We start from the raw sequence: 21,116 nt of genomic DNA on the forward strand, positions 1-21,116 counted from the left end.
AGGTCGCCATGAACAGCGAAGAACAAACCCTGATCGATGGACTGTTTTCCCGGCTGCAGCAGGCCGAAACGGAGGCAGCCCCGCGCGACGCCCAGGCTGAGGCGCGGATCAAGGAACACCTGACGCGCCAGCCGGCCGCAGGTTATTTCATGACCCAGGCGATTCTGGTGCAGGAGGCTGCCCTCAAGAGCCTCGACGAACAAAACAAGCAACTGACTCAACAGGTCAAGCAATTGCAGGCCGAACTGCAATCGGCCAAGGCGCAGAGCGCGCCGCCGGCCTCCAGCGGCGGTGGCTTCCTGTCGAGCATCTTCGGTGGCAGCAGCTCGCGCCCGGCGCCGACCCAGAGCGCCCCGACGTCCTCCGGCGGCTGGCGTGAGCCGGCACCGCAGCAGAACTTCGGTGCGCCCGCGCCGCAACAGAACTTCGGCGCGCCACCACCGGGTTATGGCCAGCAGCAAGCAGCCCCGGCGGCCGGCAGCAGCTTTCTCGGCGGCGCCCTGAAAACCGCTGCCGGCGTGGCGGGTGGCGTGATGCTGGCACAAGGTATCAGCAGCCTGTTCCATCACAACCAGCAGCCGCAGGAAATCGTCGAAGTCATCAAGGAAGAGCCGGCTCAGGTCAATGACCAGAGCAGCAATGGCTGGGGCGATGACCAGCGCATGGCCAACAACGACTCCTGGGGTAATGACCAGGGCGGCTTTGCCGACACCGACTACAGCGATGACAACTCATCGTTCTTCGATGACGACGATTCCTTCGTCTGATCCGTCTTCCAGGGCGTGACATTGACCTGTGGGAGCGAGCTTGCTCGCGATGGCGTCCGTTCAGCCGATGTTTTCGGCGACTGAAGCGTGGCTATCGCGAGCAAGCTCGCTCCCACAGGGACAAGTCTTCTCACCATTCGTCCGGGGCGCCTGAGCGCCCCGGGCCGATTATTCGCGGAACCTTCCTTCGGGCTGGCATACTGAGCGCCTTTTTCGGGCCTGGTGCCTGATCCGGCTCATGCGCGTCAGCGCTCACAGGAACTCCGGTGAAAAAAATCGCAGTGTTCGCCGATGTGCAGAACCTCTACTACACCGTCCGCCAGGCCTACGGTTGCCACTTCAACTACGCGGCGCTGTGGGCGGATGTCAGCCAGCACGGGCAGATCGTCGAGGCCTACGCCTATGCCATCGACCGGGGCGACAGCAAACAGCAGCAGTTCCAGCAGATCCTGCGCAACCTCGGTTTCACCGTGAAACTCAAACCCTACATCCAGCGCAGCGACGGCTCGGCCAAGGGCGACTGGGACGTGGGCATCACCCTCGACATCATGGACGCCGCCGACCACGTCGACGAAATCGTCCTGGCTTCCGGTGACGGCGATTTCGACATGCTGCTCGAACGCATCATCAACAAACACGGCGTGCAAGCGGTGGCCTACGGCGTTCCCGGCCTGACCGCCAACTCGCTGATCCGCGCCGCCAGCCGTTACGTGCCGATCGAAGGCGCGCTGCTGTTGAAAAACTGAGCCCTGCTCAAGAATTGATCTGGACGGAGTACCACCCGGTTTGGAACGCATTGCAGTCATCGACTTTGAAACCACCGGCATCTCGCCGAGCAGCAGTTGCCGGGCCACGGAAATCGCCGTGGTCATGCTGGAAAACGGCCGCATCGTCGAGCGTTACCAGAGCCTGATGAACGCCGGCGTACGCGTCCCGGCCTTTATCGAACAACTCACCGGCATCAGCAACGCCATGCTGCGCACCGCGCCGTCGGCCGAACAGGTGATGAACGAAGTCAACGAATTCGTCGGCTGCACCCCGCTGTTGGCGCACAACGCCGCGTTCGACCAGAAGTTCTGGGACTTCGAACTGGGCCGGATCAAACGCACCCGTTTGCAGAACTTTGCCTGCTCGCTGCTGCTGGCCCGCCGCCTGATGCCGGCGGCGCCGAACCACAAGCTCGGCACGCTCACCACGTTTGCCCAATTGCCGCACACCGGCCAGGCGCACCGGGCGATGGCGGATGCGGAGATGGCGGCGAACTTGCTGGCGCATCTGGCGGATGAGTTGCGGCACAAGCACGGCGTGCGGGAGCTATCGCACGACCTGCTGTGCAAATTGCAGAAAGTGCCGGCCGCTAAAGTCGGCGAACACCTCCAGCGCTATCGCTGATTTTCAGGCAAACACATTTCCCTGTTGATCGTTCCCACGCTCCGCGTGGGAATGCAGCCCGGGACGCTCCGCGTCCCTTCCAAAGCCGAACGCAGAGCGTCCGTTGAGGCATTCCCACGCAGAGCGTGGGAACGAGCGGGACGGGAAGGTTACTTTCCGTTGCCCTCGATATGCCCCAGCGGCACCCGCTTCTCTATCGCACTCGACAACACGATCGACGTCTTGCTGAACCCGAATTTCGCCACCCGATTGATCAGCTCTTCCAGCTCGGTCATCGAGCCCACGGCGGCCTGCATGATCACGCACGGGTCGCCGGTGACGCGGTGGCATTCGGTCAGTTGCGGGATACTGATCAGCTCCTCGTACACCTTCGGATTGCCGTGCTGGTTCAGGCGCAGTTCGATGACGCACTGGATCGGCAGGCCGAGCCTGGCCATGTCGACTTTGGCCGAGTAGCCGGTGATGACGCCGCTGGCCTCGAGTTTGGCCACGCGCTCGGCGACGGCGGGGGCGGAGAGGTTCACTTTGCGGGCGAGGTCGGCGTAGGACGCGCGACCGTTTTCGAGCAGGGCGCTGAGCAGCATGCGGTCGTATTTGTCCAAGGTCGGACTCCTGAAAATGGCAGACTTTCGAAATCGCGGTTTCGGCCGTCGATCTCCGTGTTTTCAAAAGTGTACCGGCGCTATAAACAGGTTTTGTAACTTATTTTTAGCGGTTGGCCTTTCTAGAATAACCAATCCCCTGAATCTGACTTTCGAGTTGCCCATGTCTGCCCTGCGCCGTTTTTCCTTGCCGTTGATCGCTGCGTTTTTTGCGTTGTACGTGATTTGGGGATCGACCTATCTGGTGATCCGCATCGGTGTCGAATACTGGCCGCCGCTGATGCTCGGCGGTGTGCGCTTCGTGATTGCCGGCAGCCTGATGTACGCCTTCCTGCGCTGGCGCGGGGCACCGGCGCCGACCTGGGCGCAGTGGAAAGCGGCGGGGATCATCGGGATTCTGTTGCTGAGTTTCGGTAACGGCGCGGTGACGCTGGCTGAACACAGCGGCGTGGCATCGGGCGTTGCTGCGCTGGCGGTGGCGACGGTGCCGCTGTTCACTTTGCTCTGCGGTTATTTCTGGGGGGCGCGCAACACCCGTCTGGAGTGGGCCGGGGTGGTGATGGGGATTATCGGCATCGCGATGCTCAACATGGGCTCCAACCTGCAATCGAGCCCGCTGGGCGCAGCGCTGCTGATTTTTGCCGCGGCGAGCTGGGCGTTCGGCTCGGTGTGGAGCAAACACCTGCCATTGCCCCAGGGCGCGATGGCCAGTGCCGTGGAAATGCTGGTGGGCGGTGCGGTGCTGCTGATCGGCAGCGCGGCCAGCGGCGAACACCTGCAAGCCATGCCGCCGCTGGAAGGCTGGCTGGCGCTGGCGTACCTGATCTTCTTCGGCTCGATCATCGCCTTCAACGCCTACATGTATCTGTTGAAAAACGTTCGCCCGGCGGCGGCCACCAGTTATGCCTATGTGAACCCGGCGGTGGCGGTGTTGCTGGGGATTGTGTTTGTCGGCGAGACCATCGGCATCGAAGAGGCGCTGGCGATGCTGGTGATCATCGGCGCGGTGGTGCTGATCGGTCTGCCGCAGTGGCGGCGTCCTCGGCAGTTGCCGGTGGTCAGCGAGCCGGCTGCCCCAACGACGGCCATAGCGACGGAGCAGCGTGGGAATTAGGGTAAACTGCGCGTCATCGCATACTTGTTTTGCACAACCGCTCTGATTTTTCCTACGGTACTCCCATGACTTTCGCCAACCTTGGCCTGATCGAACCCTTGCTGCGCTCCCTCGAGAAGCTCGGCTACCAGACCCCGACGCCGGTGCAGGCGCAAGCCATTCCGGCGGTGCTGGCCGGTCGCGACCTGATGGCCGCGGCCCAGACCGGGACCGGCAAGACCGCCGGTTTTGCCTTGCCGCTGCTGCAATTGCTGGCGATGGAAGGGCCGAAAGTCGCTGCCAACTCGGTTCGCGCGCTGATTCTGGTGCCGACCCGCGAACTGGCCGAACAAGTCCACGAAGCCGTGCGCCAGTACGCTGAAAACCTGCCATTGCGCACTTATGCGGTGTACGGCGGCGTCAGCATCAACCCGCAGATGATGAAGCTGCGCGGCGGCGTCGATCTGCTGGTCGCCACTCCGGGCCGTCTGCTCGACCTGTTCCGTCAGAACGCGCTCAAGTTCAACCAGTTGCAGACCCTGGTGCTGGACGAAGCCGACCGCATGCTCGACCTGGGCTTTTCCGAAGAGCTGGCGAACATTTACCGCGCGTTGCCGAAAAAACGTCAGACGCTGCTGTTCTCCGCGACCTTCTCCGATGACATCCGCCTGCTGGCCGGGCAGATGCTCAACGATCCGCTGAGCATCGAAGTCAGCCCGCGCAACGTGGCCGCCAATACCGTCAAGCAGTGGATTGTCACGGTGGACAAGAAGCGCAAGCCGGAACTGTTCGTGCACCTGATGCGCAAGAACAAGTGGAAGCAGGTGCTGGTGTTCGCCAAGACTCGCAACGGTGTGGATGCGTTGGTCGAAAAACTTCAAGGTCTGGGCGTTAACGCCGACGGCATCCACGGCGACAAGCCGCAGGCGACCCGGCAGCGGGCGCTGGACCGTTTCAAAATGAGCGAAGTGCAGATTCTGGTGGCCACCGACGTGGCGGCCCGTGGTCTGGATATCGAAGACCTGCCATTGGTGGTCAACTTCGATCTGCCGATCGTTGCCGAGGATTACATTCACCGTATCGGCCGCACTGGCCGCGCGGGTTCGACTGGTCAGGCGATCTCGCTGGTGTGTGCCGATGAAGTGAACATGTTGTCGGCGATCGAGATGCTGACCCGCAGTACGTTGAAGCGTGAGGTCGAGCCAGATTTCGTGCCCGAGCACCGTGTGCCGGACACCGATGCCAGTGGCCAGGTGATCAAGAAGCCGAAAAAACCGAAGAAGCCGAAAGCTTCCGGTGGCGGCGGTGGCAAGCGCAATCTGGGCAAGTGGGTGGACAGCGGCGAGACTCAGGCGCCGGAGCCTTCGATCAAGCCTGTGCGCAAGGTGCCGGTGTTCAACACCGGGCCGCGCAAGCGTAAGCCTTAAGCGTCAGATCGGATCGTTCCCGCGCCATGCGGGAACGATCAGTTACGCTGTTTCAACCAGTCCAGCATTCCAGCTCCGGCCGCCCGGCCACTGGCAAAACACGCCGTCAGCAGATACCCCCCAGTCGGCGCTTCCCAATCCAGCATTTCCCCCGCACAAAACACCCCCGGCAACGCCTTGAGCATCAAGCGCTCATCCATCGCCTCGAATGTCACGCCACCAGCACTGCTGATCGCCTCGTCCAGCGGTCGGGTTTTCACCAGCATCAGCGGCAACGCCTTGATCGCCCTGGCCAACAGCGCCGGATCGGCAAACGTCGCAGCATCAGTGAGCTCGCGCAACAACGCCGCTTTCACCCCATCAATTCCGACCTGACTATGCAGATGCTTGGCCATCGAGCGCGAACCCCGCGGTTTGCTCAACGCCGCCTGCAATTTATCCACAGGCCGGCCGGGCAGCAGGTCGATGTGAACAGTCGCTGCACCGTGCACATTGATCGCTTCACGAATCGGTGCCGACAGCGCATAGATCAGACTGCCTTCGATGCCGGTCGCGGTAATCACGCATTCGCCAAGGCGAGGAACATCATCGTTCAAACCGATGGCGATATTTTTCAGCGGTGCGCCGGCGAATTTGCTGACCATCACTTCGCTCCAGGCCTGCACCTCGAAGCCACAATTGCTTGGCTGCAATGGCGCCAGTCCTACGCCGCGTTGCTCCAGCGCCAGCATCCACGCGCCGTCGGAGCCCAGTCGCGACCAACTGCCACCGCCGAGGGCGAGCAGGGTGGCGTCGGGGTTGAGGGTTTTCTCGCCTTCCGGGCTGTCGATGCGCAGCGCGCCGTTTTCATCCCAGCCGAGCCAGCGGTGGCGGGTGTGGATAACCACGCCGCTGTCGCGCAGGCGCTTGAGCCAGGCGCGCAGCAGCGGCGCGGCTTTCATGTCGGTGGGGAACACCCGGCCGGAGCTGCCGATGAAGGTTTCGATGCCCAGCTCCTGAATCCACCGGCACAGTGCGTCGGCGTCGAAGGCGCGCAGCAGCGGGGCGATGTTCGGGGCACGTTCGGCGTAGCGCGAGAGGAACGCCGGGTAGGTTTCGGAATGGGTGATGTTCATGCCGCCAACCCCGGCCAGCAGGAACTTGCGGCCCACCGAGGGCATGCCGTCGTACAGATCGACGCGGACTCCGGCCTGGCTCAGCACTTCGGCGGCCATCAGGCCGGCGGGACCACCGCCGATGATGGCGACGTGAGCGGGATAGGTGGCGTGAATCTGGGTCATGGCGTGCGCTGCGGTCTGACGAAATATGGCGCGCATTCTAACAGCGCAGAAACCGGGTGGGAGCGAGCTTGCTCGCGAAAGCGGTGAGTCATTCAGTTAAATGTTGAATGTACTGACGCCATCGCGAGCAAGCTCGCTCCCACAGGGATTTGTGATGATCGAAAGGCCTGATCAAAAAACAACCAGCGCGCTGCAGGCCATGTTCAGCTTGGGCTGTAGTCCCTTTCGCTCAGGTTATCCACAGGCCGTTCCACAGCCATTGTGGGTAACGCAGCACAACTCAATGACAACCCGATGACTGCCAGACGCGCTGCGCACTGTGATGCAGGATGCCGTGGCGGCGGGCCAGGGCGTGGCGATCCTTGCTGTAACCGCCGCCGATCACTCCGACCACCGGGATGTCGCGGCCCAGGCAATGGCGCATCACGCTTTCATCGCGGGCGGCAACGCCTTCGTCGGTCAGTTGCAGGTAACCGAGGGCGTCGTCCTTGTGCACGTCGACGCCGGCGTCATACAGCACCAGATCCGGTTGATACAGCGGCAGCAGGTAGTTGAGCGCATCGTCGACCACTTTCAGGTAATCGGCGTCGCCCATGCCGTTGGGCAGCGGAATGTCCCAGTCGCTTTCGGCCTTGCGTGCAGGAAAGTTCTTTTCGCAATGCAGGGAAACGGTGATCGCTTCCGGGGTGTCGTGCAGAATCCGCGCAGTGCCGTCGCCCTGATGCACGTCGCAGTCGAAGATCAGCACCCGGTTCACCCGGCCGCTTTGCAGCAGGTAGTGGCTGATGATCGCCAGGTCATTGAAGATGCAGAAGCCGGCGGGGTAGTCGTAATGGGCGTGATGGGTGCCGCCGGCCAGGTGACAGGCCAGACCATGTTCCAGCGCTTTCTCGGCCGCCAGAATCGAACCGCCGACGGCCCGCACCGTGCGTCGGGCCAGGGCTTCGTTCCATGGCAGGCCGAGGCGCCGCTGGTCCTCGCGAGACAACTCGCCGCTCATGTAGCGTTCGATATAACTGCGGTCATGGGCCAGGGCGAGAATGTCGGCCGGGCACAGTTCAGGGCGCAGCAGGTCTTCATCGCGGGTGAGGCCGCTGTCCACCAGGTGATCGCGCAGCAGGCGGAACTTGTCCATGGGGAAGCGGTGATCCGCCGGAAATTCCGGGCTGTAGTCTTCGTGGTAGATCAGCGGCAACGGCATGGTGGACTATTCATAGAGGCTGCAGGAAAGAGTGCAAAGCCTAACAGCGATGTAGACTGGCGGCATCAAGCGGAGGGGCAGGATGGAACCGATACTGGAGCTGGAAAGCGCAAGGCTGTTGATGCGCCAATGGCAGGACGAGGATTTGCCGGCGTTTGCGGCGATGTGCGCCGACCCGCAGGTGATGCGCTACTTCCCCGCGCCCTTGAGCCGGCTGGAAAGCGCCGCGCTGATCGGTCGGGTGCGCGGGCATTTTGCCGAACACGGTTATGGCCTGTGGGCGCTGGAGCGCAAGGACACTGGCGAGTTCATCGGTTTTACCGGGCTCGGCGTGGTCGGCTTCGATGCGCCGTTCACCCCGGCGGTGGAAATCGGCTGGCGCCTGGCCAAGGAACACTGGGGCCTGGGTTATGCCAGCGAAGCGGCCTGGACCGCTCTGCGTTGCGGCTTTGACCGGGTGGCGCTGGATGAAGTGGTGTCGTTCACCAGCGAGACCAATCTGCCGTCGCAGAAAGTCATGCAGGCGATCGGCATGCACCACGCCCCGCAGGATGATTTCGACCACCCGCGTCTCGCGGACGGTCACCCGTTACGGCGGCATGTGTTGTACCGCATCACGAGGGAGCAGTGGCTGGAAACCTTGCATGGATAAGCAGGCGCGGACGTTTACAATGGCCGGCACCCTGAGGGGCCGGGCCAGAACCTGAATCCCCCGCCGCAGCCAAGACTGCGCGGCATTGCTTTGTGTGAGGAGAGTCTGAATGAGCCAAGTGTTGGAAGATCTGGTGGATCTGCTGACCCTCGAACCGATCGAGGAAAATCTGTTCCGTGGTCGCAGCCAGGATCTGGGCTTTCGCCAGTTGTTCGGCGGCCAGGTGCTCGGCCAGTCGCTGTCGGCGGCCAGTCAGACCGTTGAAGAAGCGCGTCATGTGCATTCGATGCACGGTTATTTCCTGCGTCCGGGCGATGCCAAGTTGCCGGTGGTCTACTCGGTTGACCGCGTGCGTGACGGCGGCAGTTTCAGCACCCGCCGGGTGACCGCGATCCAGAAGGGCCACCCGATTTTCACCTGCAGCGCGTCGTTCCAGTACGACGAAGAAGGCTTTGAACACCAGAGCCAGATGCCGCAAGTGGTCGGCCCGGAAAACCTGCCGTCGGAGCTGGAACTGACCCAGCAACGCGCGCACCTGATCCCGGAGCACATGCGCGAAAAGCTGCTGTGCCCGAAACCGATCGAAGTGCGCCCGGTCACCGAAAAAGATCCGTACAACCCGCAACCGGCGGATCCGATCAAATACGTGTGGTTCCGTGCCGACGGCGCATTGGCCGACATCCCGGCGCTGCACAAATATTTGCTGGCTTATGCCTCGGACTTCGGTCTGCTGACCACCTCGATGCTGCCCCACGGCAAATCGGTCTGGCAGAAAGACATGCAGGTCGCCAGCCTCGACCACGCGCTGTGGTTCCACAATGATCTGCGTGCCGATGACTGGTTGCTCTACGCCATGGACAGCCCGTGGGCCGGCAACTCTCGCGGGTTCTCCCGTGGCAGCGTGTTCAACCGCGCCGGGCAACTGGTGGCGTCGGTGACGCAGGAAGGCCTGATCCGTCATCGCAAGGACTGGGCATGAACCTGGCGGATGTGCGGCACTGGGTGTTCGACATGGACGGCACCCTGACCGTCGCCGTGCACGACTTCGCGGCGATCCGCGTGGCGCTTTCGATCCCGCCGGAGGACGACATCCTCACCCACCTCGCGGCGCTGCCCGCCGATGAAGCGGCGGCGAAACACGCTTGGCTGCTGGAACATGAGCGCGATCTGGCGCTCGGCTCGACCCCGGCAGACGGTGCGGTGGAACTGGTGCGCGACCTGCACGCGCGCGGTTATCGTCTCGGCGTCCTGACCCGCAATGCGCGGGAGCTGGCCCATGTGACGCTGGAGGCCATCGGCCTGGCCGACTGCTTCGCGGTGGAGGATGTGCTCGGCCGCGATGAAGCACAGCCAAAACCGCATCCCGAGGGCCTGCTGAAACTGGCCGATGCCTGGCAAGTGTCGGCGAGCGAGATGGTGATGGTCGGTGATTACCGGTTTGATCTTGATTGCGGCCGGGCGGCGGGCACCCACACGGTGCTGGTGAACCTGCCGGACAATCCGTGGCCGGAGTTGACGGACTGGCATGCGAAGGATTGTGTCGAGTTGCGGCGGATGTTGTTCGCTTGATTCATGGATTGTCGGAGCGGGTCCCATCGCTGGCTTGCCGGCGATGGGGCCAGATCAAGCCACACCAGACTATTGCTCGAATAGGGCTTTCTGGCCTTCCGGCGAGGTCAGCATGCCGTTGCCGTCATGCCCGACGCCGGGCACTTCGATCAGGCGCTGATTGACCCCTTCAGGGTGACGACGCAGCAAGTAACCGAAAAACAGCTTGCCGCGCTCCAGTCGATAAGCCCCCTGGGCTTTGGCGGCGCAGCTTTTGTCCAGCGCCGGGTGTTGCGGGTCGGTGTCCTGCTGGCCCAGCAGATAAATCACCTCGCGTTTGACGTAACGGCCTTCAAGCTGCGCGGGCGTTTGCCCACCCGAATAGATCGGCGGATCCATCAGACCGTACTTCCAGCGGTTGAAACCCGGACACTTCGCATGATCGAAGGCCACCGGGCGTTGCTCATTGAAGTACGCGTAAGACGACGGGTTGGCCACCACGTAACGCAAGCGAATGCCTTCGGCCTTGAGCGCCGGTTGTTCCTGGGCCAGCAGTGCATAACGCTGCACCACCTGCGCGCCACCGGAATGACCGAAGATCACGATCTGCTTCACGTCCGGAAACTGCTTGCGATCGCTCAGCCGCCCGACGATTTCGTCCAGTGCAGCGTAGGAGCTCAGCGGTTTCGGCCCTGTGGATAATCCGCCGCCCATCCAGTCGTTGCCTTGCCAGCGCAGCACGCTGGCGGGTAACGAGTAGAGCGACACATCGCTTTCGTTGAGAAACTGCGGGGCGATTACCAGGGTGTTGGCGGTTTGCCCGGCCAGTTCCGCCGCGATTTCACCGCTTTTGCGATAGGTCTCGGCGTTGCGCAGACGGCCATGAATGACGATCAGCACGCGCTCGATTTTCGCCGGCGCCGGGCCGATGCCCACCGCCATTTCGCCGGCCTGCAATTGCAGGCGCCCGGGACTGATTGCGTCGACGCCGGCCGCTTGGGCGGTGCCGCCGATGAACAGTAAAGCCAACAGCCATTTATGCATTTACAGGTTTTTCGCCGCAAAGGTATCGCACTGGCCGACCTGGCCCTGGGCGAATCCGGTTTTGAACCAGCGCACCCTTTGCGCCGACGTACCGTGGGTAAACGAGTCCGGCACCACACGGCCCTGACCCTGTTGTTGCAGGCGATCATCACCGATGGCGTTTGCCGCGTTCAAGGCTTCTTCGATGTCGCCCGGTTCCAGCCAGTTCAGACGTTTCTGCGCGTTGTAAGCCCAGACCCCGGCCAGACAATCGGCTTGCAGTTCCTGACGCACCAGCAGACCGCCGTCACCTTCCATCTGCCGGCCTTGCTGGCGGGCTGCCTGAATTTTCGCCGAGACGCCGAGCAGCGTCTGCACATGGTGTCCGACTTCGTGAGCGATCACGTAGGCCTGGGCGAAGTCGCCGGCGGCTTTGAAGCGCTGGGCCATTTCCTGGAAGAACGCCATGTCCAGATAGACCTTCTGGTCCGCCGGGCAATAGAACGGGCCGGTGGCCGAGGTCGCCAGACCACAGGCTGAATTGACCCGATTGCTGAACAGCACCAGGGTCGGATCCTTATACTGACGACCGGCCTGCTGGAAGATCGCGCCCCAGGTGTCTTCGGTGTCGCCAAGGATCGAGCGCACGAATTCGGCCTGTTCATCGTTGGCCGGTGGTGCCTGACGGGTTTGCGAAGTAGGGGCCGATTGTTCGGTCATCTGCCCTGTGAGCTGGCCGAGGATCTGCAGCGGGTCCTGGCCGGTGATCCAGCCGATACCGACAATCAGCAGGATCGCCCCGAGGCTCAGGCCCTTGCCGCCGCCGAAGCGCATACCGCCACCACCGCCCATATCATCGCCACGGGCATCGACGACGTTGTCACTGCGTCGGCCTTTTTTCCATAGCATGTGGGAATCCTCTTTCTGATCGTGGTGATGAGTGTTGCTGGTGTGTGAGTGTGGCGCCAGTCCGGTCGTCCGTCCATTCGCACACACGCACAAAGGCCCGGCCTCGGAGTGACGAGGTCGGGCCTGTTATTGACGAGCGCGGGCGCCGGGAATTCAATTCGCCGGCGGTTTTCTTTCGCCGGGTCAGGTGCCCGCCATGTGCCGGGCTGCGACGTAACCGAAAGTCAGGGCCGGGCCGAGGTTGATCCCGCCCGCCGGGTAATGCCCGCCCATGATGCTGGCCATGTCGCCACCCGCCGCGTAAAGCCCCGCGATAGGTTGATCATTGGCGTCGAGCACTTGCGCGTGCGGATTGACCTTGAGCCCGGCGAAGGTGCCGAAGCAGCCCGGCTGCACCTTCACCGCGTAGAACGGGCCTTGTTCGATAGGCGCCACGCACGGGTTGGGTTTTTGCGCCGGGTCGCCCTGTTTGCGGTTGTACGGGGTCGAACCGCGACCGAACAGCGGATCTTCGCCGTGACGGGCATGGTGGTTGTAGTCATGGAGAGTGGCGCGTAATCCATCCGGATCGATGCCGCAAGCAGTGGCCAATTCGTCAAGGGTATTTCCGGTTTTCAGATAGCCGCTGCGGATAAAGCCTGACACCGGAACCGGAAACGGCCGAGACATGCCGAGCCCGTAGCGACGCTGGAAGGCGCGGGTGCAGATCAGCCAGGACGCAACCTCTTCACCTTCGGGGGCGGCGGCGACCATGGCGCTGACATAGTCGTAATAGCCGTTGGCTTCGTTGACGAAGCGCTGGCCGTTGCGCAGTACGCCGATGATCCCCGGTTTGCCGCGTTCGATGATGTGTGGGAAATGGCCGATGCTGCCGTCGGAATGCGGCACTTGCGAGACGGGCGCCCAGGCCACTGGTGAGGCCACATCGGTGTTGACCCGGCCTCCGGCGATTTCACCCAGTCGCAGGCCATCGCCATTGACGGCCAGCGGAGGCAACGCCCAATGTTCATGGCCGGTGGGCGTGCGGGGAAACAGCGCTTTGCGCCGCTCGACGTCATTGGCAAATCCGCCCGCGGCGAGCACCACGGCTTTGCGGGTATGGACATTGACCGGGCCTTTCGCGGTGTTCACACGAGCGCCGGTGATGCGTGATTCGTCGCGCAGCAGTTCGGTTACCGGCGCCGATTCCCACAGCAGTACGCCGAGGTCTTCGGCGGATTTCGCCAGCCGCGCCACCAGCGCCACGCCGTTGACCAATTGCATCGCCCGGCCGTGCAGCGCCAGGTCCAGCAGATGGCGGGTGAAGCGTCGGGTCACGTGCCAGGCCGCCGACAACGAGCGAGTCAGATTGAGAAACGCCGACAGATCCGCCCCCGCCATGATCGGCATGCCCATGAACGAAGTTTCGCGCATCGTTGTACGAAGACGCTTGAGCAGGCGTCCGGCCTTTCGTCCGTCATAGGGTGCCGCAATTACCGAACGTCCACCGGTACCGGCGCCCGGAGTTTCGCCGTGGATGTCGGCGATGGCGTTGCCGTCGGCGAATTGCAGCGCGGTGTGCTGTTCGAAGAACGCGACCATGCGTGGGCCGGCTTCAAGGAAGGCGTCGATCATGGCCGGGTCGTAGTGCTCGCCGAGTTCGTGGCGTAGGTAAGTGCGCGGCAATTCCACGTCTTCCACGATCCCGGCGCGCCGGGCCAGCGGATTGCACGGCACCCACGCCCAGCCGCCAGACCATGCGGTGGCGCCGCCGAACACCGGATCCTTTTCCACCACGATGACCTTCAAGCCATGCCAGGCGGCGGTTACGGCGGCCGACAAACCGGCGGCGCCGGAGCCGACCACCAGAACGTCGCAGTCGATATCGGGAAGGGCAGGCATCAGGAAAGGCTCCAGTAATCAATTATTTTTAGAATCGGGTTCCAGAAAATAACCAGCGCGGGCGAAGCAGATCAACCGACTGACGCGCAAAGTGGGCGGTTATCGGACGCCGGGTTCCAGATTTCGCATTCCTCGGGATGTCTTCTAGAATCGGCGAAATTTCACCGAGAGCGCACCATGGCCGGCAGTCAAATCGAACGGGTTTTCAGCGTGCTGGAAAGCCTTACCAGTGATCCGCGCGGGCTGCCGATGCAGGCGCTGGCCGATCAACTGGACATTCCGAAGAGCGCGACGCACCGCCTGCTCGCCGAGCTGATCCGTCTGGGTTACGTGCGGCAGAACCCGGAGACGTTGCGTTATCACCTGTCGACCAAACTGGTTGCGATGGGCTTTCAGTACCTGTCCAGCAGCGGGGCCGACATTGTGCAACCAGTGCTCGATCGCCTGGCTCAGGAAACCGGTGAACTGGTGCGTCTGGGGGTGATCGACGGCGAGCGCCAGACTTGGATCGCCAAGGCCCAGGGTGCCCGTATCGGCCTGCGTTACGACCCGGACATGGGCCGCGATGCGCCGCTGTTTTACACCGCGTCGGGCCATGCATGGCTGGCGTGCATGAGCGACGCCGAAGCGTTGTCGCTGGTCGAGCGCCAGGGTGCGGAAGTGCCGGCGGATATCGGGCCCAATGCGCCGCGCTCCAATATTGAACTGCTCGAACGCCTGCGCGTCGCCCGGGAACAGGGCTATGCGTGTGTAGAGGAAAGTTCGGCGGTGGGCACTTCGGCGATTGCCGCCGTGGTGAAACATCCCGCCGATGGTCGTGTGATTGGCGTGCTCAGCATCGCCGGGCCGAGCGCCCGAATGCCGGGGGCGCGGTTGCATGAACTGGCGCCGCTGTTGCTGACGTTTACCGAGGAGTTGTCGGCGGCCAGCCTGGCGTCGGAGTTGTTCGTTTAAACAATGTTGTGCGCTGTTCGCCCACTTTTCAGTCGAGCGGGTGGGAGAATCTGGAACCGGGTTCTAAATTGTTGCGGGAGTGACTTTTCCCACAACAATCACAAGAGGATCGCCCCTTGAACCCGCCCCTTCGAATCGGCATTCGCTCCGCTACGTCACCCGGATTGGCTGAGGCGCGGCCATGAGCGAGCGAATTCTGTCCCTGGCCAGCCTGACCGTGCTGGAGCTCTCGCCACCCGAGATGGTCGAGGTCGCCGCCCGTGCCGGGTACAGCCATGTCGGTCTGCGTCTGGAGCCGGCGACGCCAGAGGAATATCACTTTGCGCTGGTAGCCGATGGCGATTTGCGGCGTCAGACGCTGGCGCGTTTGCGTGACACCGGAATTGGCGTGCTCGACGTGGAAATCCTGCGTTTGAAACCGCAGACAGTGGTCGCGGATTTCGAGAAGCTGCTCAGCGTCGGCGCGGAGTTCGGTGCCAGCGAGTTGCTGGTCGCCGGCAACGACCCCGACGAACAACGGCTCACCGATCATTTTGCGGCACTCTGCGATCTGGCGGCGCCGTACGGTCTGCATCCTCATCTGGAGTTCATGCCCTGGACCGATACGCGCAATCTCGAACAGGCGTTGCGCATCGTCGACAATGCCGGGCGCGAAAATGGGGCGGTGCTGGTCGATGCGTTTCACTTCGACCGTTCCGGATCGCGGCTGGAAGATCTGGCCGGTGTGCCGGCCTCGCGGCTGCGCTATGCACAGTTGTGCGATGTGGCCGGGCCGAGGCCGACGGACATGGCCGAGATCTTGCGTCAGGCCCGCCATGAACGACGGTTTCCCGGCGAGGGCGATTGTGACTTGATCGGCTTGTTGCACAGTCTTGCGGCTAACCTTCCCCTGAGCCTGGAAATTCCCACGGTCAAATTGCTGGAGCAAGGCGTGAGTGGTTTGCAGCGGGCGCAAATGGCAATCGACCGGACGCGGGAATTGTTGGCCCGGCTTTAAGTCTGCTTCAAGGGGCGAGGGCAACTGCGTCCTCGTCACCGTTTATTTTTTATTCAGAGAGAGCCAATGACCGTCAGCACTCCGCTTTCCGGTGTCAACCAACCCTTCAAGGGGATCTTGCTGATTGTCGTGGCAACCTTCCTGTTCTCCAGCCACGACGCGCTGTCGAAATACCTTTCGGGTTTTTATCCGATCGTCATGGTGGTGTGGGCGCGGTATCTGGTGCACACGCTGCTGATGGCGGGAATTTTCCTGCCGCAGTCCGGGCTGCGTGTGCTGCGCACCAAACGCCCGTTATGGCAGTTGGCGCGGGCGTTGTGCCTGTTGGGCACGAGCCTGTTTTTCACCACGGCGTTGCTGTACATCCCGCTGGCCGAGGCCACGGCAGTCAACTTTCTTGCGCCGGTGCTGGTGACGGCGTTGTCGGTGCCGCTGCTCAAGGAACGGGTGACGGGCGGTCAGTGGATCGCGGTGGTGTGCGGGTTCATCGGTGTGCTGATCATCGTCCATCCGGGCGGTGACTTGTTTACTCCGGCGATTCTCTTGCCGTTCTGTTCGGCGCTGTTTTTCTGCTTCTATCAGTTGCTCACCCGCAAACTCTCGGAAGTCGACAGCCCGACCACCAGTAATTTTTTTGCCGGGTTGTGCAACACGCTGGTGATGAGTGCGCTGGTGCCGTTCTTCTGGCAGGTGCCAAGCCTGGGGCACGGGTTGTTGATGCTGGCGCTGGGCAGTTGCGGGATGACCGCACACCTGTTTCTGACCCAGGCGTTCCGCCATGCCGCGCCGGCGCTGCTGGCACCGTTCGGTTATTGCCAGATCGTGTTCGCGGGGTTGTTGGGCTGGTTGCTGTTTGCGCACACGCCGACCCTGATGACGGTGATCGGGATTGCGGTGATCTGTTGCAGCGGACTGGCGGCAGCGTGGCAGCAGAGCCGGCGCTGAAAAACACTGTGGGAGTGAGCTTGCTCACGAAGGCGGTGTGTCATTCAACGTCAGTGCTGAATGTCAGTCCGCATTCGCGAGCAAGCTCGCTCCCACAAGGAAGGGCAGGTTACTCGGTAACGGTAGGAATCTTGCGCGGTGCCACGAAGTACATCCAGGTCAGGGCAATGAAGTACATCGCCGGGATCAGGGTGAACAACACGGTGTAGTTGTTGTTGGTGACGGTCAGGATGTGGCCGACGATCTGGGTCATGAACATCCCGCCGATCGCCGCGCACATGCCGCCGAAACCGAAGACCGTGCTCATCATGTGCTTGGGCGTGTAGTCCATCACCAGGCTCCAGATGTTGGCAGTCCAGGCCTGATGCGCGCCGATGGCCAGGGAGATGGCGGCGACGGCGATCCACAGGTTGGCGGATCCGGCAGCCATCACCACGCCGATGATGCAGCAGGCGAACAGGAACATCGACAGCAGCCGCGCCTTGATCGAGTTCATGCCGCGACCGATCAGGAACGAAGACAGAATCCCGCCGCCCACGCTGCCGAAGTCAGCGGTGACGTAAATGATGATCAGCGGAATGCCCATCTGGGTGACGTTGATGCCCAGGTTGTATTGCTGATTGAGAAATGGCGGCAGCCAGTACAGGTAGAACCAGAACACCGGCGCGGTCAGCGCGTAGGCGAGGGCGAAGGCCCAGGTGCCGCGCATGCGCAGGATTCGCGAGAACGGTACGCGGGCCTGTTCCGGTTCGACTTCTTTCTGAATGTAGTCCAGCTCCGACTGCTTCACGCTCGGGTGATCTTCCGGGTTGAAATACTTCAGGCCCCAGAACAGCAGCCAGATCCCGCCCAGTGCCGACATGCACAGGAATGCGGCCTGCCAGCCCCACACGTGAAGGATCAGCGGCAGCAGCATCGGGGTGAACATCGCGCCGACGTTGGTGCCGGCGTTGAAGATGCCGGTGGCCACGGCGCGCTCGCCGGCCGGGAACCACAGGCGCGTGGTCTTCACACAGGCCGGGTAGTTGGCCGCTTCGGTCAGGCCGAGGATGAACCGGCAGACCATGAAGCCCACCGCCGAGGTCGCCAGACCATGGGCGCCGGTGGCCAGGCTCCAGAGCAGCACCGCGCAGAAGAACACGCGTTTGACGCCGACCCGGTCGATCAGCCTTCCCTGCAGCACGAAGCCGATCGCGTAGCCGACCTGAAACCAGAAGTTGATGTTGGCGTAGTCCATCGCCGTCCAGCTCATTTCCTTGGCGAGGATCGGCTGCATGACGCCGAGGGCGGCGCGGTCGATGTAGTTCAGGGTGGTGGCGAAAAACACCAGCGCCAGCATGCCCCAACGGGTCTTGCCGACGGCCATGGCGCCGCGGATCTTGTCGCCGATGCCACCCGTGGCAGTGCTCATGGCCGGAGCCATGCGGGAAGTCTGTGAAGGAATCATGTGTTCCACCCGTTTTTGGATTTGTTATTTGGTGTGCTTTTGTTGTGCACGCTGCGACCGGTGGTTCAGTTCCGGACTCAAGGTGAGACGGATGTTGGGCAGTGGACGAAAAATCGTCAATTCGCCAAACCGGCATTGTGTTCGATAATCGCACGCAAAACTAACCGGGTAGTACAGTTTAAATTGCTCAATGAAAAACCGGGACCAATAATTCGCTCACTCTATAAAAGCGGCGCAATTTCCGTAGCCGACGTCTCCACCGGGAGTTGAAACATGCAGCGATCCATTGCCACCGTCTCCTTGAGCGGAACCCTGCCGGAAAAACTCGAAGCCATTGCCGCCGCCGGGTTCGACGGGGTGGAGATTTTCGAGAACGATCTTCTGTATTACGACGGCAGTCCCCGGGAAATCCGGCAGATGTGCGCCGACCTTGGAATCGCCATCACCCTGTTCCAGCCGTTCCGCGATTTCGAAGGCTGCCGCCGCGATCGTCTGGAGCGCAATCTGGAGCGGGCCGAGCGCAAGTTCGACCTGATGCAGGAACTGGGCACCGACCTGGTGCTGGTCTGCAGCAATGCCTCCCCCGACAGTATCGGCGATCAACAGATCCTCATCGACGACCTGCGTCTGCTGGCCGAGCGCGCCGGCGCTCGTAGTCTGCGCATCGGTTATGAAGCGCTGGCCTGGGGCCGTCATGTGAACACTTATCAACAGGTCTGGGACATCGTGCGTCAGGCTGATCATCCGGCCCTCGGCGTGTTGCTCGACAGTTTCCACACACTGTCGCTCAAGGGCGATCCGCGGGCGATTGCCGAGATTCCCGGCGACAGGATTTTCTTCGTGCAAATGGCCGACGCGCCGATCCTGGCGATGGACGTACTGGAGTGGAGCCGGCATTTCCGCTGCTTCCCGGGGCAGGGCGAGTTTGATCTGCCGGGCTTCCTCGCACCCATCATCCAGAGCGGCTACACCGGGCCGCTGTCGCTGGAAATCTTCAACGACGGCTTCCGTGCCGCGCCGCCTCGGGCCAATGCGGCCGACGGTCTGCGTTCGCTGCTGTACCTGGAGGAGAAAACCCGCCAGCGTCTGGAGCAGGAAATCCGTCCTGTGGATAACCGCGAAATCCTCTTCGAAACGCCGAAGGCCAGCGAATACAACGGCATCGAGTTTCTGGAGTTCGCCGTCGACGAAGCCCTCGGCGCCAAGCTGTCGAACTGGCTGGAACGGCTGGGTTTCGTCAAGGCCGGCCAGCATCGCTCCAAGAGCGTCAGCCTGTTGCGTCAGGGCGATATCAACCTGATCCTCAACTCCGAACCCTATTCGTTCGGCCACAGTTTTTTCGAGGCTCACGGCCCGTCGCTGTGCGCCACTGCCGTGCGGGTCAAGGACAGCGCCAGCGCGCTGGCCCGCGCTGTCGCCTATAAAGGTCAGCCATATCGCGGACTGGTCGGCCCCAACGAGCTGGAACTGGCGGCGGTGCGTGCGCCGGACGGCAGCCTGATTTATCTGGTGGATCAGGAGGCGGATGTCTATGGCACCGACTTCAATCTGCTGCCGGATGCAGTGGCGCGTGGCGGCCTCAAGCGCATCGATCACATGGCCATGGCGCTGCCTGCAGACAGCCTCGACAGTTGGGTGCTGTTCTACAAGAGCCTGCTGGATTTCGAGGCCGATGACGAAGTGGTGCTGCCGGATCCGTACGGGCTGGTGAAGAGTCGCGCGCTGCGCAGCCGCGACAGTTCGATCCGTCTGCCGCTGAACATTTCCGAGAACCGCAACACGGCGATCTCACATGCGCTGTCGAGTTATCGCGGCTCCGGGGTGCATCACATCGCCTTCGATTGCGACGATATCTTCGCCGAAGTCAGCCGGGCGAAAGAGGCGGGGGTGCCGCTGCTGGACATCCCGCTGAACTATTACGACGACCTCGCAGCGCGTTTCGATTTCGATGACGAATTCCTCAGCGAGCTGGCGTACTACAACGTGCTGTATGACCGCGACGCTCAGGGTGGCGAGTTGTTTCACGTCTATACCGAGCCGTTCGAAGGGCGCTTCTTCTTCGAGATCATCCAGCGCAAGAACGGTTATGCCGGTTACGGCGCGGCCAACGTTGCGGTGCGGTTGGCGGCGATGGCCAAATCACGCAGTGGCGCAGTTCGCCAGGCGAAGTTGTAGGAAATTCGTAAACGCGGGATTAAACCCGGGTCGCGCGGCTTCCTTCACTGTGCCGCGCGGCCCATAATCGCCAGCCTGTGCAGTGATGGCCGTGAGCCCGCAATGACAATGACTTCAGAACTTTCCGCAGCCCCCGTTTCAGCAGCGGTAGAGCCGCGCAAGAGTCGCAAGAACAACCCGGAAAAAACCCGCGAGAACATTCTGCAGGAGGCGATCGTCGAGTTCGTCCAGCAGGGGCTGTCCGGTGCTCGCGTGGACGCGATCGCCGAGCGCATCCACACCTCCAAACGCATGATCTATTACTACTTCGGCAGCAAGGAGCAGTTGTATGTCGAGGTGCTGGAGAAGCTCTACGGCGATATCCGCAACACCGAAAACCGCCTGCACCTGGCCGAGCTGCAGCCGGTGGAGGCGATCCGGCGCCTGGTGGAATTCACCTTCGATCACCACGATCGCAACGTCGATTTCGTGCGGATCGTCAGCATCGAAAACATCCACAACGCCGAGTACGTGAAGCGTTCCGACGCAATCAAGGCGATGAACAACACCATCCTCGATTCCCTGGGCGAGATTCTGCGCCGTGGTGCTGAAGAAGGGGTTTTCCGCGCCGGGCTCGACGCGCTGGACGTGCATCTGTTGATCAGTTCGTTCTGCTTCTATCGCGTGTCGAACCGTCACACGTTCGGTGAGATCTTTCAGATCGACCTGCCGGACGAAAGCATCAAGCAGCGTCATCGCGAGATGATTTGCGAATCGGTACTGCGCTACTTGCAGGCGTGACGGGGCCCTTTGTGGGAGCGAGCTTGCTCGCGAAAGCGGTGTG

Annotated in this window: 20 protein-coding genes; 13 read left to right on the top strand and 7 right to left on the bottom strand. The window is 62.2% G+C overall.

Annotated features, from left to right (window positions below):
* The first annotated feature begins 8 nt into the window (after positions 1–8).
* The 3 genes from MKZ87_RS09100 to MKZ87_RS09110 all read left to right on the top strand — a co-directional run bounded on the left by MKZ87_RS09100 (position 9) and on the right by MKZ87_RS09110 (position 2,159).
* Complete coding sequence (locus MKZ87_RS09100) at positions 9–767, top strand: DUF2076 domain-containing protein (protein WP_085697581.1); 759 nt, start codon at positions 9–11, stop codon at positions 765–767.
* A 266-nt stretch (positions 768–1,033) separates the two neighbouring features.
* On the top strand, positions 1,034–1,513 hold the full coding sequence (locus tag MKZ87_RS09105) for an NYN domain-containing protein (RefSeq protein ID WP_007958730.1): 480 nt from the start codon (positions 1,034–1,036) through the stop codon (positions 1,511–1,513).
* 40 nt (positions 1,514–1,553) lie between these two features.
* Entirely contained in the window at positions 1,554–2,159 is a 606-nt protein-coding gene (locus MKZ87_RS09110; RefSeq protein ID WP_085703127.1) for a PolC-type DNA polymerase III, read from the top strand.
* 149 nt (positions 2,160–2,308) lie between these two features.
* Here MKZ87_RS09110 and MKZ87_RS09115 read toward each other — a convergent pair whose 3' ends face one another.
* Positions 2,309–2,761, bottom strand: a complete 453-nt coding sequence (locus MKZ87_RS09115; protein ID WP_085703128.1) for an Lrp/AsnC family transcriptional regulator — start codon at positions 2,759–2,761, stop codon at positions 2,309–2,311.
* Between the two features lie 163 nt (positions 2,762–2,924).
* On the opposite strand from MKZ87_RS09115, the gene yedA reads away from it, so the two are divergent.
* Together yedA and MKZ87_RS09125 are read left to right on the top strand one after the other, a co-directional pair.
* Positions 2,925–3,875 (top strand): drug/metabolite exporter YedA, encoded by a 951-nt coding sequence (yedA, locus tag MKZ87_RS09120; protein WP_085703129.1) that lies wholly within the window; start codon positions 2,925–2,927, stop codon positions 3,873–3,875.
* 65 nt (positions 3,876–3,940) lie between these two features.
* Positions 3,941–5,281, top strand: coding sequence for a DEAD/DEAH box helicase (locus MKZ87_RS09125; protein ID WP_085697577.1), 1,341 nt, complete (start codon positions 3,941–3,943; stop codon positions 5,279–5,281).
* A gap of 38 nt (positions 5,282–5,319) precedes the next feature.
* Here MKZ87_RS09125 and MKZ87_RS09130 read toward each other — a convergent pair whose 3' ends face one another.
* Both MKZ87_RS09130 and MKZ87_RS09135 read right to left on the bottom strand, forming a co-directional pair.
* Entirely contained in the window at positions 5,320–6,561 is a 1,242-nt protein-coding gene (locus MKZ87_RS09130) for a TIGR03862 family flavoprotein (protein ID WP_085703130.1), read from the bottom strand.
* 280 nt (positions 6,562–6,841) lie between these two features.
* Positions 6,842–7,762: a histone deacetylase gene (locus MKZ87_RS09135; RefSeq protein WP_085703131.1), complete on the bottom strand. Its 921-nt coding sequence runs from the start codon at positions 7,760–7,762 to the stop codon at positions 6,842–6,844.
* 82 nt (positions 7,763–7,844) lie between these two features.
* Here MKZ87_RS09135 and MKZ87_RS09140 point away from each other — a divergent pair, with 82 nt between their 5' ends.
* The 3 genes from MKZ87_RS09140 (at position 7,845) to MKZ87_RS09150 (ending at position 9,983) form a co-directional block, all read left to right on the top strand.
* On the top strand, positions 7,845–8,414 hold the full coding sequence (locus tag MKZ87_RS09140) for a GNAT family N-acetyltransferase (protein ID WP_085703132.1): 570 nt from the start codon (positions 7,845–7,847) through the stop codon (positions 8,412–8,414).
* Between the two features lie 109 nt (positions 8,415–8,523).
* A complete protein-coding gene (gene tesB, locus MKZ87_RS09145) occupies positions 8,524–9,393 on the top strand; it encodes an acyl-CoA thioesterase II (RefSeq protein WP_039771793.1) in 870 nt (289 codons plus the stop codon).
* Positions 9,390–9,983: an HAD family hydrolase gene (locus tag MKZ87_RS09150; protein WP_085703133.1), complete on the top strand. Its 594-nt coding sequence runs from the start codon at positions 9,390–9,392 to the stop codon at positions 9,981–9,983. Before tesB ends, MKZ87_RS09150 begins: the two co-directional genes overlap by 4 nt.
* 69 nt (positions 9,984–10,052) lie before the next feature.
* On the opposite strand, the gene MKZ87_RS09155 is transcribed toward MKZ87_RS09150, so the two are convergent.
* The 3 genes from MKZ87_RS09155 to MKZ87_RS09165 form a co-directional block, all read right to left on the bottom strand.
* Positions 10,053–11,006, bottom strand: a complete 954-nt coding sequence (locus MKZ87_RS09155) for a hypothetical protein (RefSeq protein WP_085703134.1) — start codon at positions 11,004–11,006, stop codon at positions 10,053–10,055.
* A complete protein-coding gene (locus MKZ87_RS09160; RefSeq protein WP_207984009.1) occupies positions 11,007–11,894 on the bottom strand; it encodes a neutral zinc metallopeptidase in 888 nt (295 codons plus the stop codon).
* A 183-nt stretch (positions 11,895–12,077) separates the two neighbouring features.
* Positions 12,078–13,775, bottom strand: coding sequence for an FAD-dependent oxidoreductase (locus tag MKZ87_RS09165; RefSeq protein WP_266200681.1), 1,698 nt, complete (start codon positions 13,773–13,775; stop codon positions 12,078–12,080).
* Positions 13,776–13,952: 177 nt separating this feature from the next.
* Between MKZ87_RS09165 and MKZ87_RS09170 the strand changes: the two genes are divergently transcribed.
* From MKZ87_RS09170 to MKZ87_RS09180, 3 genes are all read left to right on the top strand, one after another.
* A complete protein-coding gene (locus MKZ87_RS09170) occupies positions 13,953–14,729 on the top strand; it encodes an IclR family transcriptional regulator (RefSeq protein WP_085697569.1) in 777 nt (258 codons plus the stop codon).
* A 181-nt stretch (positions 14,730–14,910) separates the two neighbouring features.
* Entirely contained in the window at positions 14,911–15,726 is an 816-nt protein-coding gene (locus MKZ87_RS09175) for a sugar phosphate isomerase/epimerase family protein (protein WP_266200682.1), read from the top strand.
* Between the two features lie 66 nt (positions 15,727–15,792).
* Positions 15,793–16,671 carry a DMT family transporter gene (locus MKZ87_RS09180; RefSeq protein WP_085703138.1) on the top strand — a complete coding sequence of 293 codons (879 nt, stop codon included), beginning with the start codon at positions 15,793–15,795 and terminating at the stop codon, positions 16,669–16,671.
* 109 nt (positions 16,672–16,780) lie between these two features.
* Here MKZ87_RS09180 and MKZ87_RS09185 read toward each other — a convergent pair whose 3' ends face one another.
* Positions 16,781–18,118: an MFS transporter gene (locus MKZ87_RS09185; protein ID WP_085687864.1), complete on the bottom strand. Its 1,338-nt coding sequence runs from the start codon at positions 18,116–18,118 to the stop codon at positions 16,781–16,783.
* A 273-nt stretch (positions 18,119–18,391) separates the two neighbouring features.
* On the opposite strand from MKZ87_RS09185, the gene quiC reads away from it, so the two are divergent.
* Both quiC and MKZ87_RS09195 read left to right on the top strand, forming a co-directional pair.
* Positions 18,392–20,293, top strand: coding sequence for a 3-dehydroshikimate dehydratase QuiC (quiC, locus tag MKZ87_RS09190; RefSeq protein WP_266200683.1), 1,902 nt, complete (start codon positions 18,392–18,394; stop codon positions 20,291–20,293).
* Positions 20,294–20,395: 102 nt separating this feature from the next.
* Positions 20,396–21,073 (top strand): TetR family transcriptional regulator, encoded by a 678-nt coding sequence (locus MKZ87_RS09195; RefSeq protein WP_266200684.1) that lies wholly within the window; start codon positions 20,396–20,398, stop codon positions 21,071–21,073.
* Positions 21,074–21,116: the final 43 nt, after the last annotated feature.

The organism is Pseudomonas sp. MCal1, from assembly GCF_026341415.1.
Taxonomy (GTDB): Bacteria; Pseudomonadota; Gammaproteobacteria; order Pseudomonadales; family Pseudomonadaceae; genus Aquipseudomonas.

Excerpts from the sequence above, each read along its gene's own strand:
- MKZ87_RS09100 (WP_085697581.1), top strand. The coding sequence starts at position 9 with ATGAACAGCGAAGAACAAACCCTGATCGATGGACTGTTTTCCCGGCTG.
- yedA (WP_085703129.1), top strand. The coding sequence starts at position 2,925 with ATGTCTGCCCTGCGCCGTTTTTCCTTGCCGTTGATCGCTGCGTTTTTT.
- MKZ87_RS09125 (WP_085697577.1), top strand. The coding sequence starts at position 3,941 with ATGACTTTCGCCAACCTTGGCCTGATCGAACCCTTGCTGCGCTCCCTC.
- MKZ87_RS09130 (WP_085703130.1), bottom strand. The coding sequence starts at position 6,561 with ATGACCCAGATTCACGCCACCTATCCCGCTCACGTCGCCATCATCGGC.
- MKZ87_RS09135 (WP_085703131.1), bottom strand. The coding sequence starts at position 7,762 with ATGCCGTTGCCGCTGATCTACCACGAAGACTACAGCCCGGAATTTCCG.
- MKZ87_RS09140 (WP_085703132.1), top strand. The coding sequence starts at position 7,845 with ATGGAACCGATACTGGAGCTGGAAAGCGCAAGGCTGTTGATGCGCCAA.
- tesB (WP_039771793.1), top strand. The coding sequence starts at position 8,524 with ATGAGCCAAGTGTTGGAAGATCTGGTGGATCTGCTGACCCTCGAACCG.
- MKZ87_RS09150 (WP_085703133.1), top strand. The coding sequence starts at position 9,390 with ATGAACCTGGCGGATGTGCGGCACTGGGTGTTCGACATGGACGGCACC.
- MKZ87_RS09155 (WP_085703134.1), bottom strand. The coding sequence starts at position 11,006 with ATGCATAAATGGCTGTTGGCTTTACTGTTCATCGGCGGCACCGCCCAA.
- MKZ87_RS09160 (WP_207984009.1), bottom strand. The coding sequence starts at position 11,894 with ATGCTATGGAAAAAAGGCCGACGCAGTGACAACGTCGTCGATGCCCGT.
- MKZ87_RS09165 (WP_266200681.1), bottom strand. The coding sequence starts at position 13,775 with ATGCCTGCCCTTCCCGATATCGACTGCGACGTTCTGGTGGTCGGCTCC.
- MKZ87_RS09170 (WP_085697569.1), top strand. The coding sequence starts at position 13,953 with ATGGCCGGCAGTCAAATCGAACGGGTTTTCAGCGTGCTGGAAAGCCTT.
- MKZ87_RS09175 (WP_266200682.1), top strand. The coding sequence starts at position 14,911 with ATGAGCGAGCGAATTCTGTCCCTGGCCAGCCTGACCGTGCTGGAGCTC.
- MKZ87_RS09180 (WP_085703138.1), top strand. The coding sequence starts at position 15,793 with ATGACCGTCAGCACTCCGCTTTCCGGTGTCAACCAACCCTTCAAGGGG.
- MKZ87_RS09185 (WP_085687864.1), bottom strand. The coding sequence starts at position 18,118 with ATGATTCCTTCACAGACTTCCCGCATGGCTCCGGCCATGAGCACTGCC.
- quiC (WP_266200683.1), top strand. The coding sequence starts at position 18,392 with ATGCAGCGATCCATTGCCACCGTCTCCTTGAGCGGAACCCTGCCGGAA.
- MKZ87_RS09195 (WP_266200684.1), top strand. The coding sequence starts at position 20,396 with ATGACAATGACTTCAGAACTTTCCGCAGCCCCCGTTTCAGCAGCGGTA.